Origin of the sequence: Auraticoccus monumenti, assembly GCF_900101785.1 — a bacterium.
Taxonomy (GTDB): domain Bacteria; phylum Actinomycetota; class Actinomycetes; order Propionibacteriales; family Propionibacteriaceae; genus Auraticoccus; species Auraticoccus monumenti.
Map to the genome: position 1 here is coordinate 3589083 of NZ_LT629688.1, position 15383 is coordinate 3604465.

13 protein-coding genes are annotated in these 15383 nt (G+C 73.3%); 3 read left to right on the top strand and 10 right to left on the bottom strand.

The annotated features are described in order from the left end of the window. Positions 1-66: 66 nt before the first annotated feature. From ilvN to BLT52_RS16655, 4 genes are all read right to left on the bottom strand, one after another. Positions 67-597, bottom strand: a complete 531-nt coding sequence (gene ilvN, locus BLT52_RS16640; RefSeq protein ID WP_090595097.1) for an acetolactate synthase small subunit — start codon at positions 595-597, stop codon at positions 67-69. Continuing rightward, positions 594-2414, bottom strand: coding sequence for an acetolactate synthase large subunit (locus BLT52_RS16645; RefSeq protein ID WP_090595099.1), 1821 nt, complete (start codon positions 2412-2414; stop codon positions 594-596). The genes ilvN and BLT52_RS16645 overlap by 4 nt, the downstream gene beginning before the upstream one ends. 385 nt (positions 2415-2799) lie before the next feature. Then, a complete protein-coding gene (locus tag BLT52_RS16650; RefSeq protein WP_090595101.1) occupies positions 2800-3612 on the bottom strand; it encodes an Fpg/Nei family DNA glycosylase in 813 nt (270 codons plus the stop codon). Between the two features lie 120 nt (positions 3613-3732). After that, positions 3733-4347 carry an AAA family ATPase gene (locus BLT52_RS16655; RefSeq protein WP_090595102.1) on the bottom strand — a complete coding sequence of 205 codons (615 nt, stop codon included), beginning with the start codon at positions 4345-4347 and terminating at the stop codon, positions 3733-3735. Positions 4348-4611: 264 nt separating this feature from the next. Here BLT52_RS16655 and BLT52_RS16660 point away from each other — a divergent pair, with 264 nt between their 5' ends. Further along, on the top strand, positions 4612-7365 hold the full coding sequence (locus BLT52_RS16660) for a cation-translocating P-type ATPase (protein WP_231946363.1): 2754 nt from the start codon (positions 4612-4614) through the stop codon (positions 7363-7365). A 72-nt stretch (positions 7366-7437) separates the two neighbouring features. Here BLT52_RS16660 and ilvD read toward each other — a convergent pair whose 3' ends face one another. Further along, a complete protein-coding gene (gene ilvD, locus BLT52_RS16665; protein ID WP_090595107.1) occupies positions 7438-9144 on the bottom strand; it encodes a dihydroxy-acid dehydratase in 1707 nt (568 codons plus the stop codon). Between the two features lie 110 nt (positions 9145-9254). On the opposite strand from ilvD, the gene BLT52_RS16670 reads away from it, so the two are divergent. Continuing rightward, positions 9255-9539, top strand: a complete 285-nt coding sequence (locus tag BLT52_RS16670) for a SelT/SelW/SelH family protein (RefSeq protein WP_090595108.1) — start codon at positions 9255-9257, stop codon at positions 9537-9539. 1 nt (position 9540) lies between these two features. After that, positions 9541-10920, top strand: coding sequence for an exopolysaccharide biosynthesis polyprenyl glycosylphosphotransferase (locus BLT52_RS16675; protein ID WP_090595110.1), 1380 nt, complete (start codon positions 9541-9543; stop codon positions 10918-10920). Between the two features lie 24 nt (positions 10921-10944). On the opposite strand, the gene BLT52_RS16680 is transcribed toward BLT52_RS16675, so the two are convergent. From BLT52_RS16680 to hisF, 5 genes are all read right to left on the bottom strand, one after another. After that, positions 10945-11430 carry a hypothetical protein gene (locus BLT52_RS16680; protein WP_090595111.1) on the bottom strand — a complete coding sequence of 162 codons (486 nt, stop codon included), beginning with the start codon at positions 11428-11430 and terminating at the stop codon, positions 10945-10947. A gap of 434 nt (positions 11431-11864) precedes the next feature. After that, positions 11865-13103, bottom strand: a complete 1239-nt coding sequence (locus BLT52_RS16685) for a glycosyltransferase 87 family protein (RefSeq protein ID WP_090595112.1) — start codon at positions 13101-13103, stop codon at positions 11865-11867. Then, positions 13100-13528, bottom strand: a complete 429-nt coding sequence (locus tag BLT52_RS16690) for an HIT family protein (RefSeq protein WP_090595114.1) — start codon at positions 13526-13528, stop codon at positions 13100-13102. The genes BLT52_RS16685 and BLT52_RS16690 overlap by 4 nt, the downstream gene beginning before the upstream one ends. A 5-nt stretch (positions 13529-13533) precedes the next feature. Beyond that, positions 13534-14460, bottom strand: coding sequence for a 2-hydroxyacid dehydrogenase (locus tag BLT52_RS16695; protein WP_090595116.1), 927 nt, complete (start codon positions 14458-14460; stop codon positions 13534-13536). 2 nt (positions 14461-14462) lie between these two features. Next, a complete protein-coding gene (hisF, locus tag BLT52_RS16700; RefSeq protein WP_090595117.1) occupies positions 14463-15233 on the bottom strand; it encodes an imidazole glycerol phosphate synthase subunit HisF in 771 nt (256 codons plus the stop codon). Between the last annotated feature and the right edge of the window lie 150 nt (positions 15234-15383).

Genomic DNA, 15383 nt, shown 5'->3' on the forward strand with positions numbered 1-15383 from the left:
GATCTCCTTGATCGGTTTCTGGTGTGGGTGCGGGGGCCGGTGCCGGGCGTCGAGGACGCCACGACCTCAGACCACGCGGATCTTCTGCCGGTCGGTCCGGGTGGTGCGGTCGGTGATGGAGCGTCCGCCCCGACCGACCGCGACGAGCCCGGACTGGACCAGCTCACGGACCCCGTAGGGCTCGAGCATGGTGAGCAGGGCCCGCAGCTTCTCCGGGCTGCCGGTGGCCTGCACGACGATCGACTCGTTGGTGGCGTCGACCGCCTTGGCCTTGAAGAGCTGGATGACCTCCAGCACGTCGGAGCGGTTGCCGGGCTCGGTGGCCACCTTGATCAGGACCAGCTCCTGGCGGACGGCGTCCGGCTCGAGCTCGACGATCTTGAGGACCTCGATCAGCTTGTTGAGCTGCTTGGTCAGCTGCTCGACGGTGTCGTCCTCGGCGTCCACCACGAGGGTGATCCGGGAGACGTCGGCGACCTCGGTGGGCCCCACGGCGAGGGAGTCGATGTTGAACCCGCGCCGGGAGAACAGCGCGGAGACCCGGGCCAGGACGCCGGGGCGGTCCTCGACCAGGACGCTCAGGGTGTGGGTGCTCACAGCTCCTCGTCCTCCCACTGGGGTGCCATGTCGCGGGCGTACTGGATGGCGTCGTTGCTGGTGCCGGCGGCGACCATCGGCCAGACCATCGCGTCCTTGTGGACGATGAACTCGACCACGACCGGGCGGTCGGTGATGGCCAGCGCCTGGTTGATCACCTCGTCGACCTGCTCCACGGTGGTGGCCCGCAGCCCGACGCAGCCCATCGCCTCGGCCAGCTTGGGGAAGTCCGGCACCAGGTTGGTCTGCAGGTCGGTGTTGGAGTAGCGGCCCCCGTAGAACAGGGTCTGCCACTGCCGCACCATGCCCAGGGACTGGTTGTTGATCACGGCGATCTTGACCGGGATCCCCTCCAGCGCGCAGGTGACGAGCTCCTGGTTGGTCATCTGGAAGCAGCCGTCGCCGTCGATCCCCCAGACCACCGCGTCGGGCTGGCCCACCTGGGCACCCATCGCGGCCGGGACGCAGTAGCCCATGGTGCCGAGGCCGCCGGAGTTGAGCCAGCGTCCGGGCACCTCGTGGGGCAGGAAGTGCGCGGCCCACATCTGGTGCTGGCCGACGCCGGTGGCCCAGTAGGCGTTCTCCGGTCCGGTCAGCTCGCCGATCCGCCGGATCACCATCTGCGGGGAGAGGGTGCCGTCGTCGGGCTCGTCGTAACCGGTCGGGTAGCGCTCGGCGGTCTGCTGCAGGTGCTGCTGCCAGGGGGTGAGGTCGGGCAGCTCCAGCTCGCGCAGCTGCTCCAGCAGCTGGGTGGCGACCTCGCGGACGTCGCCCACGATGGGGACGTCGGCCACGCGGTTCTTAGAGATCTCGGCCGGGTCGATGTCGGCGTGGATGACCTGGGCGTCGGGGGCGAAGCTGGACAGCTCGCCGGTGACCCGGTCGTCGAAGCGCGCGCCCAGGCTGATCAGCAGGTCGGCCCGCTGCAGCGCGCCGACCGCGGCCACGGTGCCGTGCATGCCGGGCATGCCCATGTTGAGCGGGTGGCTGTCGGGGAAGACGCCGCGGGCCATCAGGGTGGTGACCACCGGGATGCCGGTCAGCTCGACCAGCTCGGCCAGCTCGGCGTGGGCCCGGGCCTTGACCGTGCCGCCGCCGACGTAGAGCACCGGCCGGCGGGCGCCGGCGATCATCCGGGCCGCCTCGCGGATCTGCTTGGCGTGCGGGCGCGTCACCGGGTGGTAGCCGGGCAGGTCGATGGTGGTCGGCCAGGTGTAGGTGGTCTTGGCCTGCAGCGCGTCCTTGGTGATGTCGACCAGGACGGGTCCGGGACGCCCGGTGCGGGCCAGGTGGAAGGCCTGGGCGATCGCCTCGGGGATGTCGGCGGCGTCGGTGACCAGGAAGCTGTGCTTGGTGATCGGCATCGTGATGCCGCGGATGTCGGCCTCCTGGAAGGCGTCGGTGCCGATGGAGCGGCCGGCGACCTGCCCGGTGATGGCCACCATCGGGACCGAGTCCATCATCGCGTCGGCCAGCGGCGTGACCAGGTTCGTGGCGCCCGGGCCGGAGGTGGCCATGCAGACCCCGACCTTCCCGGTGGCCACGGCGTAGCCCTCGGCCGCGTGCCCGGCACCCTGCTCGTGGCGCACCAGGATGTGGCGGATCGAGGAGTCGAAGAGGGGGTCGTAGGCCGGCAGGATCGCCCCGCCGGGGATGCCGAAGATCACCTCGACGCCCACCCTCTCGAGGGAGCGGACGAGGGACTCCGAGCCGGTCACCAGCTCGTCGAGGACCGGCTCGACGGCGGTCCCGGCGGTGCTGCTGCTCGGTGTGGGTGTGGGCGTGGTGGTGGTCACGGCGGCCTCCCTGCTCGTCATGCCCGGTGTCCTCCTGGAACGTTACGCCGTCGTCGGGCGGCGGTGCTCGTGCAACAAAAAACCCCCGCTGCCGTGGGGCAGACGAGGGAGCGCGTCGACGGGACCTGAGTCAGTCGACACGCCTGCGGAGTACGAGGATGTGGTGCTGCACACGGACACAGTTCCGCATCCTCCGGCGCGTGTCAACAACTGGGACGCCGTGTCCGGATGGCGGACGCCGAGCCCACGGGGCCCGGGCGCACGTGCGCCCACAGCCTCACCGGGAGTGCGCCGACTGCGGCCTGGTCGTCGCCCCCCGGGCCTCGCTGCGACGATCTGGGCGCACTCGCGTCGGCGCCTCGGCGGGGCCGGACCGGGACGCGGCGGGGTGCTTCCGCAGGACCGGTCAGCAGGCCTCCGGGCCGGGGCCGGGCTGGCAGTGCGGGCACCACCAGGTGCGGCGACGGTCCGGGTCACCCGGGACCTCGGCGACCACCCGCACCGGGGTGCCGCAGCGCAGGCACGGCCGGTGCGCGCGGCCCGCCACCCAGTGGGTCTCGCCGCGGCGGGTGCGGCCGGTGGTGACCTGGTAGGCCTCGGGGACCCGGGCCGAGCGCTGCAGGGAGCGGGCGGCGAGCGTGACCAGGGCGGCCACGTCGACCTCCCCCACCGGCGTCCAGGGGCTGTGGCCGCGCAGGAAGCACAGCTCGTTGGCCCAGAGGTTGCCGAGCCCGGCGACCAGCCGCTGGTCCAGCAGGGCCGGGGCCAGCGGACGGGTGGGGTCGGAGGAGAGCCGTCGGACGGCCTCGGCGGGGTCGAAGTCCTCGCGCAGCGGGTCCGGGCCGAGGTGACCCACCGCCCGGTGCTCCGCGGAGGTGTCGAGCAGCTCCACCACCGGGATGGACAGCCCGTGCGCGGTGCTCCCCGCCTCGGTGCCCAGCAGCACCCGGACGTCGGGCTGGAGCCGGCGGGGCAGCACCTTGCCGGGGCCGGTGACGGTCCAGGAGCCATCCATCCGCAGGTGGGTGTGCAGCGTCCAGCCGGCGTCGGAGCGGATCAGCAGGTGCTTGCCCCAGGTCTCGTTGGCCACCACCGTGGCCCCGGCCAGCTCGGCCGTCGCGTGGGCCGGCACCTGCAACCGGGCCCGGGTGAGCCGCTGGCCGAGCAGCGCCCGGTCCAGTCGGCGCGCCACCCGGTACACGCTGTCTCCCTCGGGCACCGCTCCATGGTGCCGCACCACCCCAGCGGCCGGGTCCTCCGGTGCCGGCGCGACGGCGTCCCAGCTCCCTGCTGCCGCCGTTCCACCCCCGGGCCCCGAGCGGTCGCACGAAGGTGTCGCTCAGCGGAGCGGTGCGCGGCGGGCCACCACCGGCCGGGCCGGCTCGGTGAGCTCCGCCACGGCCCGGTCCCGACCCACCAGCACCACCCGGGACCACGGCTCCGGTGGCCTGACCAGCGCGCCGTCAGCCAGCGCGCCGTCGGCCAGCTCGCGGCGCAGTCGCTGCCAGCGGCGCCAGTGGCCGTCGAAGCGCCCGGGGTCGAGGACGCGGCCACGGGCCTGCTGACCGCGCAGCGCCTCCTCGCGGGTGACCCCGACCAGGACCAGCGAGGGACGCCAGCCGAAGAGCCGGGCCAGTCGCGCCTCGAGGTGACGCAGCCAGGGCCGGGTGGCGGTGTCGTGCACCAGCAGCCGCTCGACGCCCGCCGGCGGCAGCAGCAGGTGCCGCAGCACGCGCAGGTACTGCAACGTGTGCACCACCGGGCGCAGCCAGGCGTAGGGCACGCCCTCCCCCACCCGGCGGCGCAGGGCGAGGCCGACCTGCTCGGGGTCCAGCACGCGCGTCCCGGCGGTGGCCGGGACCTGGCGCAGCGCGGTGGTCTTGCCGGCTCCGGGTACACCGCCGAGGAAGACGACCTCGCGGCCGGCGCGGGGAGGAGGCTGGCGACGGAGCATGGGTCCAGCATGGCTCGCCGGGCCGGACGCGGCCCGTGCCGGCGGCCAGGACCAGGGTGGGACCGGGGCTGGACCAGGACCGCACCCCGACCGCCCGGGTCACCCTGGCCACCGGCCGCGTGCCCGGGCCTGGGTCGGACAGGGGCTGCCATGATGGGCGCACCACGTCCGGGAGGTCCCGTGTCCGTCGACCACGAGCATTCGAGCACCCCCGCGCGGGCCGTCCGCCCCCGGTGGACGCTGCCGCAACCGTGGACGCGGACCGTGCCGGACCTCCTCGCTGCGGCGGGCACGGACGCCGAGGCCGGGCTGACCGGTCAGGAGGCCGCCCGGCGGCTCGCGGACCACGGCCCGAACGAGCTGCGCGGCGCCGCACCCGTGCCGCTGTGGCGCCGGGTCGCCACCCAGTTCCAGGAACCGCTGGTCTACCTGCTGCTGGCGGCTGTCGTGGTCTCGGTCGTGGCCTGGGCGGTGGAGGGCGCGCGGGGGGTGCCGGTCGACGCCGTCGTGATCGCCGTGGTGGTGCTGCTCAACGGCGTGATCGGCCTGGTGCAGGAGTCGCGGGCGGACACCGCCGTGGCGGCCCTGCAGCAGCTGACCACGGCGACCTCGACCGTCCTCCGCGACGGCCGTCCGCTCGTGGTGGCCGCGGCCGACCTGGTGCCCGGGGACGTGCTGGTGCTGGCCGAGGGCGACGCGGTGGGCGCCGACGCCCGGCTGTCCGCGGCGACCGGGCTCAAGGTCTCCGAGGCCTCCCTCACCGGGGAGAGCGCTGCCGTCACCAAGGAGGTCGACGCCCTCGTCGGGACCGTGGCCCTCGGCGACCGGGTCAACATGGTGTTCAAGGGAACCGCCGTGGTGCAGGGCGGCGGACGGGCCGTGGTCACCGCCACCGGCATGGACACCGAGATGGGCGCCATCGCCGAGATGCTGGAGGCGACCGTCGAGGATCCGAGCCCGCTGCAGCAGGACATCGCACGGGTCTCCACGATGCTCGGCATCACCGTGGTGGTCATCGCCGTGGTGGTGATGGCGGTGACCTTCCTGGTCAACGACGTCTCGAGCCTGTCCGACGTCGTCACCGTGCTGCTCCTGGGCGTCTCGCTCGCCGTCGCCGCCGTGCCCGAGGGCCTGCCGGCGATCCTCTCCGTGGTGCTCGCCATCGGCGTGCAGCGGATGGCCCGCCGCAACGCCATCGTCAAGAAGCTGCACTCGGTGGAGACCCTGGGCTCGGCCTCGGTGATCGCCTCGGACAAGACCGGCACCCTCACCAAGAACGAGATGACCATCGAGCGCGTCGTCACCGCCTCCGGGGAGGTCCGCCTCACCGGGGCGGGTTACCGACCCGAGGGCTCGGCGCTGGTGCACGGTCGTCCTGTGGAGCAGGCCGACGCCGGGCTGCTGACCGAGGCTCGGATGGTCCTGGCCGGTGGATCGCTGTCGAACAACGCCTGGCTCGAGGACGTCGACGGGGAGGTCGTCGTCCACGGCGACCCGACCGAGGCCGCGTTCCTCGCCGCCCTCCCGAAGCTCCCCGGCGCACGGGAGACGGTGGCCCGCTACCGTCGCCGCGGCGAGGTGCCGTTCACCTCCGAGCGCAAGATGATGTCGACCCTGCAGCTGCGCGCGGACGACCGGGCGGTGCGGGTCGTCACCAAGGGGGCGCCGGACGTCCTGCTCTCGCGATGCACCGGCCTGCAGGTCGGCGACGACGTCGTGGGCCTCACCGAGGACCGCCGGCGCCAGGCGCTGGCCGACGTCGAGGCGCTGTCCGCCCAGGCCTTCCGCACACTGGGGGTGGCCTACGCCGAGGTGGCCGAGCCCGACCCGCACCGTGCGCTGGAGGACTCGGTGGAGCAGGGGCTGGTCTACGTCGGCACGGCAGGCATCATCGACCCACCACGCCCGGAGGTGGCCGACGCCGTGCGCGAGGCCCACCGCGCCGGGATCCGGGTCCTGATGATCACCGGCGACCACCCCGGCACGGCAGCGCGGATCGCCACCGACCTCGGCATCATCACCGAGGGCGAGGGGGCCGTGACGGGTCCAGCGCTGGACGAGCTCGACGGGCCCGGCCTGACCGAGACCACCCGGCGGTCCTCGGTCTACGCCCGGGTCGCACCCCAGCACAAGCTCGCCATCGTGGACGCCCTGCAGGCGGACGGCCACGTGGTGGCCATGACCGGGGACGGGGTGAACGACGCCCCGGCCCTGAAGTCGGCCGACATCGGCATCGCCATGGGCATCACCGGTACCGAGGTCACCAAGCAGGCCGCCCGGATGATCCTGGCCGACGACGACTTCGCCACGATCGTGGCCGCGGTGCGCCAGGGCCGGACCATCTTCGAGAACATCAAGAAGTTCCTGCGCTACCTGCTGTCCTCCAACATGGGAGAGGTCGCGACGGTGTTCTTCGGGGTGGTGCTGGCCTCGGTCATCGGGCTCACCGACGCGAGCGCGGAGGGCGTCGTCGTGCCGCTGCTGGCCACCCAGATCCTCTGGATCAACCTGGTGACCGACTCCACGCCGGCGCTGGCCATGGGCGTCGACCCCGAGGTGGACGACGTCATGGCCCGCCGCCCCCGCGACCCAGGCGAGCGGATCATCGACGGGCGCATGTGGTCGGGCATCCTGATGATCGGGTTGGTCATGGGCGTGCTGACCCTGCTGACCATCGACGTCTTCCTGCCGGGTGGGCTGGTGGAGGGAGCGGACTCCCTCGAGGTCGCCCGCACCGCCGGGTTCACCACCTTGGTGCTGGCCCAGCTGTTCAACGTCTTCAACTCGCGCTCGGAGACGACCAGCGCCTTCCGGCACCTGTTCGCCAACCGCTGGCTCTGGGGTGCGGTGGCCCTCAGCGCGGCGCTGCAGGTGGCCGTCGTGCACGTGCCCTTCCTGCAGGTCGCCTTCGGCACCGCCGACCTCGACCTGCGGCACTGGCTGCTCTGCCTGGCGATGGCCTCGGGCGTGCTGTGGTTCGACGAGCTGCGCAAGCTCGTGCTGCGGCGCCGGGGCTGACGGACCCGACCGGCCACCGACCGGGGCCCGGCTGACAGCCGGGCCCCTGCGACCACCGCTCCCCCGCGTGGCTCAGCTGCAGACCGCGCCCACGTCGGCCGAGCCCACCAGCGCCGCGTACTTCTTCAGCACGCCACGCTTGGCCCGGTCCGCAGGCGGACGGGGCGTCCACTGCTCGGCGCGGGCGGCCATCTCCTCGGGGCTGACGCCCACGTCCAGGGTGCCGTTGGCCACGTCGAGGGTGATCGGGTCGCCGTCGCAGACCAGGGCGATGGGTCCGCCCTCGGTGGCCTCGGGGGCGATGTGGCCCACGCAGAGACCGGTGGTACCGCCGGAGAAGCGCCCGTCGGTGACCAGCATGACGTCCTTGCCCAGCCCCGCACCCTTGATCGCGCCGGTGATGGCCAGCATCTCCCGCATGCCCGGGCCGCCCTTGGGGCCCTCGTAGCGGATCACCACGACGTCCCCGGCGGCGATGGTGCCGTCCTCCAGCGCGTCCATGGCCGCCCGCTCGCCGTCGAACACGCGGGCGGTGCCGGTGACCACCTCGGTGTCGAAGCCGGCGCTCTTCACCACCGCGCCCTGCGGGGCCAGCGAGCCGCGCAGGATGGTGATGCCGCCGGTGGGGTGCATCGGGTTGTCCATCGCCCGCAGGATGGTGCCGTCGACGTCGGGCGGGGCCACGTCGGCCAGGTTCTCGGCCATGGTCCTGCCCGTCACGGTCAGGCAGTCACCGTGCAGCAGACCGGCGTCGAGCAGGGCCTTCATCACCACGGGCACGCCGCCGACGCGGTCGACGTCGCTCATCACGAAGCGCCCGAAGGGCTTCAGGTCACCCAGGTGCGGGACCTTCTTGCCGACCCGCACGAAGTCGTCCAGGGTCAGGTCGACCTCGGCCTCGTGGGCGATGGCCAGCAGGTGCAGCACCGCGTTGGTGGAGCCGCCGAAGGCCATGGTCACCGCGATGGCGTTCTCGAAGGCCTCCTTGGTCAGGATCTGTCGGGCGGTGATGCCCTGGCGCAGCATCTGGACCACGGCCTCGCCGCTCTTGCGGGCGTAGCCGTCGCGGCGGCGGTCCACCGCCGGCGGGGCGGCCGAGCCGGGCAGGGACATGCCGAGGGCCTCGGCGGCGCTGGCCATGGTGTTGGCGGTGTACATGCCGCCGCAGGCGCCCTCGCCGGGGCAGATGGCCTTCTCGATCTCGGTCACCTTCTCGCGGCTGATCAGGCCCTTGACGCAGGCCCCGACCGCCTCGAAGGCGTCGATGATGGTGACGTCGTTGCCGTCGACCTTGCCGGGCAGGATGGTGCCGGCGTAGAGGAACACCGAGGCCAGGTCGAGCCGGGCGGCGGCCATCAGCATGCCGGGCAGGGACTTGTCGCAGCCGGCCAGCAGCACCGAGCCGTCCATCCGCTCCGCCTCCATCACCGTCTCCACCGAGTCGGCGATGATCTCGCGGCTGACCAGCGAGTAGTGCATGCCCTCGTGACCCATCGAGATGCCGTCGGAGACCGAGATGGTGCCGAACTCCAGCGGGTACCCGCCGGCGGCGTGCACGCCGTCCTTGACCGCCTTGGCCAGCCGGTCCAGCGAGAGGTTGCAGGGGGTGATCTCGTTCCAGCTGGAGGCCACCCCGATCTGGGGCTTGGCGAAGTCGTCGTCGCCCATGCCCACCGCGCGCAGCATGCCGCGGGCGGCCGTGGCCTCCAGGCCGTCGGTCACCGCCCGGGAGCGGGGCTTGACGTCGGCAGCGTTGCGGGTCTCGGCATCGATCGACATGGCCCTCAATCTAGACCGCGGCCCGGACACCTCCGGTCCCCGACCGCCATCCGGCCCTCCTCCCGCCGAGGTTCCCCGCCGGGGGCCGCCGGGGTGGGAGGATGGGGCCGATGGACGCCCCTGCCGACCGCGCCAGCGTGGTCATCACCTACTGCACCCAGTGCCAGTGGCTGCTCCGCGCCACCTGGCTGGCCTCGGAGCTGCTGAGCACCTTCGGCACGGCGCTCCGGGTGACCCTGGAGCCGGGCACCGGCGGCGTCTTCACCGTCCACGTCGAGGACGCCCTGGTCTGGGACCGCCGCCGCGACGACGGCTTCCCCGAGGCCAAGGAGCTCAAGCGCCGCGTGCGCGACGTCGTCGACCCCGACCGCGACCTCGGTCACAGCGACCGCTGACGTGACCGGGCCGGCCGACACCCCGACGGGGCCGCGCGACCCGCGCCGGGTCCAGGCGCTGCGCTGGCTGAACCGGCGCGGGGTGCGGCTGCTGCACCTGCTGGACGCCGCCTCGATCTACCTCACGCTGTGGCTGATCACCGGTGCGCTGATCGTGGTGCGGCGCGACTTCAACGCCGCCAGCTACTCCGACCGCTACGCCTGGACCTTCGCCGTGGTGGTGCTGGTGCACCTGGCCGTCTTCTACTTCGGCGGGCTCTACGACCGCGAGCGGCGGCTCGGGGTGCGACCGGGGGCGGCCAAGATCATCACCGCGGTCTGGTTCGCCTCGCTGCTCGTCGGCCTGATCAGCTGGCTGGCCGGGGAGTACCTGATCCCCCGCAGCGTGCTGGTGGTCTACGCCCTGCTCGGCCCCTTCTCCCTGGGCGCCAACCGCTGGCTGTCCCGCCGGGTCCGGCTGCGCTCCGAGGGGCCGCCGCGGGTGCTGCTGGTGGGCGACCCGCAGACCGTCGCGCTGGCTGAGCAGCACCTGGTCCAGGCCGGTGAGGGCATCGTGGTGGCCGGGCACAGCCCGTCGGTGGTGGACCTGCAGCAGCGGGTCCGCGAGGCCCAGGCCACCGACGTGGTGCTGCTCGACGCCGGTGCGCTGGAGGCCCTCTACACCTCCGCGGGCCTGGCCGACCTCGAGCGCGACGGCGTCTCCACGCTGCAGATCGTCCGCCCGCAGGACTCGCTGCTCGGGCTGCGCAACGTGGGCGAGATCGGCGGGATGCCCTTCGTGCTGCTGTCGGCCCACGCGCTGACACCCTCCCAGCGACGGCTGAAGCGGTGGATGGACGTCGTGGTGCTGGTGGTCACCGCGCCGATCACCGTGCCGGTGGGCCTGTTCACCACGCTCTACGTGGCCGCCCTGGCCGGGCGTCCGCTGCTGTTCGTCCAGCAGCGGGTCGGCTTCGAGGGCCGGTCCTACTGGATGCTCAAGTTCCGCACCATGGGCGTGGACGCCGAGCGCGGCACCGGACCGGTGCAGGCGGCGACCGACGACCCCCGGGTGCTGCCCGGCATGGCGTGGATCCGTGCCACCCGGCTGGACGAGCTGCCCCAGCTGCTCAACGTGCTGCACGGCAGCATGACCATCGTCGGCCCGCGCCCGGAGCGTCCGGAGGAGATGGCCGCGTACGAGGCCGCCTTCCCCGGCTACCGCCGCCGGCACCAGACCCTCCCCGGCATCACCGGTCTGGCTCAGGTGTACGGCCGCTACCACACCGCGATCGAGTACAAGCTGGGCCACGACCTGCACTACCTGGCCGACTGGTCCCCGGTGGTGGACCTGCAGATCATGCTCCGCACGGTCTGGGTGATCGTGACCCGACGGCTCTGACCTGCGCCCGGACGAGCGCGCCGGTCAGGACCGGCGGGCGCCCAGCACGTCGGCTGCGGCGGTGCGGTGCATCTCGGTCAGACGCTCGGTCTGGCTGTGTCCCCGCTGGATCAGCCCCTCGAGCTCGGCGAGCTCGCCCTCGAGCAGCTCGCCGGCGACCTGGGCCGCCTCCCAGCCGGCGACCTTCACCGACACCGTGGCGATCAGCCCCTCGAGCTCGATGACGTCGCTGAGCGGGGCTCGCCGGACCAGGTGACCGTTCGGCTTGAGCCGGCCCAGCCTCTCTCCCACCCGCGCCGCCACCACCAGGGCCCGGAAGGGCGGGACCCCCAGCCGCCGCATCACCCGCTCGTTGAAGGCCAGGTCCTCCCGGGCCTCGGCGAGGAGCCGCTCGAGCTCCGCCCCGTAGGAGCGGTCGCGCTGGGCGGCGGCGGTCCGGGTGAACAGGTCGATCGCCGCACGACCGCCGGCCTGGTGGTTGCGGAGCAGGATCACGAAGGGCTTGGTCACGGACGGTGGTTACCCACGCGCGGCGGAGCCACCCGGGTGCCGCAGTGCAGAGGCGGCTGCCCACCCCTGCCTGGACACGTCCGCGCCCCCCAGACCGAGCCGTGCTCAAGGTCGCGTGTGACCACGTTGCTGGGTCACCGAGGTGGACGCGCTTGACCTTGCCCGTGGGCGCCGGGGCGGTCTGCCCGCGGCGTGACACGCATCTGTCCATGCGAGCACGACGGCCGCTCCTGCGGCGTAGCCTGCTCGTAGGGACAGGTTCGTGCTCCGACGGCTGCGCCGGACCCGGTCAGGACCGGTGCCCCCTGCCGGGTGGAGCTGACCACGCACTGACGTCTGGGTCCGAGCGCGCCATGGCGGAGCTCGCCGTGCCGGAGCGCGCACCGTGCCCGAGCGCCCCTGGTCGGAGCGCACGAGGTCGGCGGTCCTCCGACTCAGGCGCGGTCGGCCGCGACGGCCTCGGCCGGGGCCGGCTCGTCGGTCCGGCGCAGCAGCCGCACGGCCAGCCCGACCAGCAGCACCAGCCCGGTGACCGGGCCGAGGTTGGCCACCAGCTCCTGCAGCGGCCCGTAGCTGCGCTCGACCTCCTGGCCGTAGGGCAGCAGGGCCAGCGGCAGGCAGAGCGAGACCCAGACCACCCAGCCGCCGGCCACCCAGAGCACCCAGCGCGGCAGGGTGGCGTCGCGCCAGCCGAGCAGCACGGCCATGGCCAGCACGACCACCCAGACGTGGTGGTGCGTCCAGGACAGCGGGGACGCCAGGCAGGTGCCCATGCCCACCAGCGCGACGGCGAACACGCGTCGGCCCCGGAGCCACCACTGCCGGGCGACGACCGCCGAGAGCAGGGCCACCGTGCCGGCCAGGGCCAGCCCGGCCAGGGTCACCAGCCGGCCGTCGTCGTCCACGAGACGCGTGACGACCCCGAGCAGGGACTGGTTGCCGACGTAGATCGGCCCGGCGGTGCGGGTGTCGCCCGCGGCCAGCCCGCCGAAGAACTCCAGCGACCGGGTCGGCTGGAAGACCGCCCCCACCAGCGTCAGCACGGCGAAGCTGGCCACCGCGGTCAGGCCGAGGCGGCGGCGTCCGACCAGGAACGCGAAGACGATGAACAGCGCCGGGGTGAGCTTGATGGCTGCCGCCAGCCCGATCAGCGATCCGCGCGGCAGCCAGCGCCGCTCCCCCTCGGCGTCGGGGAGCAGGTCGGCCACCACCAGGAACATCAGGAAGGTGTTGACCTGGCCGTAGCCGAGGGTGGTCCGGATCGGCTCCACCGCCAGCACCAGCAGGACGCCGAGCACCGCGAGCCTCCAGCCCCGCGGGGCGCCGCAGCGGCGGAGCACGGCCTGCTGGGCCGCCACGCCCGCCGCGGTCCACAGCACCTGCCACAGCGCGTACGGCCCGATCGCCAGCGGCGTCATCAGGACCGCGGCGATCGGCGGGTAGATGAAGAACAGCCCGTACCCGGGGCTCTGGGTGGTGTAGATGTTGCCGCCGGCCAGCATGTCGCGGACGGCCAGGACGTAGACGTCGAGGTCGATGGTGGCCGGCACCCACGGCCAGGCCCGGCCGCCGGAGATCACGAAGGGCAGCAGCACCAGCGCCACCAGGAACGGCGGAACCAGCTCCACCAGCCAGGTGGAGGGGGCGGTGCGGGCCCGGTCGGGTGCCCTCACGCGCGGTCCTCGGCGCCGGGCTCCGGCTGGGCGGTCAGCTGGGCGTGGACGGCGTCCAGGTCCTCGTCAGCACCGGGACGCCGCTCGAACAGACCGCGCAGACCCGGTGCGTCGGCGTAGCGCGGGACCAGGTGGACGTGCAGGTGCCCGACGTCCTGGCCGGCCACGGCTCCGGCGGAGCTGAACACGTTGAGCCCGTCGCAGGCCAGCCGGTCCCGCAGCAGCCGGGCGGTGACCTCCACCGCCGGGGCCACCGCGGTCCAGGCACCCTGGGTGAGGACGTCGTCGGCGTGCTCCCGCGGCACCACCAGGGTGTGACCCCGGTGGAACGGCGCGATGTCGAGGAAGGCGACCGCGCGCTCGTCGGCGTGGACCTGACGCGAGGGCAGCTCACCGGCGACGATCCGGCAGAACAGGCAGCTCATGGACGTCAGTTGACCACATTCTCCAGCGGCTCACCGGCGGCGAAGCGGCGCAGCTGGGCGGCGACCAGCCGGTCCCGGCGGGGCTCGAAGGAGGAGGCGTAACCGCCCACGTGGGGGCTGATCAGCACGTTGTCCACCTCCCACAGCGGGTGGTCCGAGGGCAGCGGCTCGGGGTCGGTGACGTCCAGGGCGGCGCGCAGCCGGCCCGAGGAGGTCTCGGCCAGCAGCGCCTCGGTGTCCACCACCGGGCCGCGGGAGACGTTGACCAGCAGGGCGCCGTCGGGCATCCGGGCCAGCATGTCGGCGTCGAAGAGCCCCGTGGTCTGCTCGGTCAGCGGGGTGATTACGAACACCACGGTGCAGCGGGGCAGGTGCTCGCCCAGCTCGTCGACCGGGCGGACCTCGGGGTCGGACTTCTCGCTGCGGGCGAAGCGGGTGACCGAGGCGACCTCGAAGCCGGCCAGCCGGGCCTCGATGGCCTTGCCGATCCGGCCGTAGCCGACGATGGCCACGTGCTGGTCGGCCAGCGACACGCCCCAGGCGCCGTCCCAGCGGCGCTCGGCCTGCTGGCGGGCGAAGCGACCGATGTTGCGCCCGCTGGCCAGCGCCAGGGTGACGGCCAGCTCGGCGGTGGCGGTGTCGTGGATCCCGCCGCCGTTGCACAGCGTGACGCCCTCGGGCACCAGGTCCACCACGTTCTCGTAGCCCGCGCTCTGCAGCTGCAGCACCTTCAGCGAGGTCAGCTCCTCGATCCGGTCCAGCGCCCCCGGCCCGGCCATGTAGGGCATCACCGCGAACTCGACGTCGGACGCCGAGCCCGGCAGCTCCTTCGCCGACGTCCACGCCTCCACCCGCAGGCCCTCGGGCAGACCACCGAGCTTGTGCTCGGCCTCCTCGGCGCCGTACGGCAGCCACACCACTCGGTCGGTCATGGTCAGGATCCTCTCCTCACGGGGTGCCCGGCAGCGGCCAGGGCGTCCTTCACCTGCTCGATGGTCAACGTGCCGTAGTGGAACACGCTCGCGGCCAGCACCGCGTCGGCCCCGGCCTCGACGGCCGTCACGAAGTGCTGCACCGTACCGGCCCCGCCCGAGGCGATCAGCGGGACGTCCACCTCCGAGCGGATGGCCCTGATCATCTCCAGGTCGAAGCCGTTCGTGGTGCCGTCGGCGTCCATCGAGTTGAGCAGGATCTCCCCCACCCCCAGCTCGACGCCCCGACGGGCCCACTCCACCGCGTCCAGCCCGGCGTCCTTGCGGCCGCCGTGGGTGGTGACGCCGAAGCCGGAGGGCTGGTCGGGGTCGCGGCGGGCGTCCACCGACAGCACCAGCACCTGGTTGCCGAAGCGGTGGGTGATCTCGGCGATCACCTCGGGCCGGTTGATCGCGCCGGTGTTGATCGCGGCCTTGTCGGCCCCGGCCCGCAGCAGCGCGTCGACGTCGCCGGCGCTGGTGACCCCGCCGCCCACGGTCAGCGGGATGAACACCGTGCCGGCGGTCTCACCGACGACCTCGCGGGTGGTCTCGCGGCCCTCGAAGGAGGCGGAGATGTCGAGGAAGGTCACCTCGTCCGCGCCGGCCGCGCCGTAGGCGGTGGCCAGCTCGACCGGGTCGCCGGCGTCACGCAGGTCGGTGAAGTTCACGCCCTTGACCACCCGGCCGGCGTGCACGTCGAGGCAGGGGATGACGCGGACGGCCACGCTCACCGGTCTCGTCCTGCGGTCTGCGGCTGTGGGAGCACCGGATCACCCTAGTGCCCTCCCGGTCGGACGGATCCGGCCGGTCAGTGGGTGTCCGGCGCCGACGCGGGCGAGCGACGGCGCGGGTCCGGGTGGGCGGCAGTGCCCACTGACCGT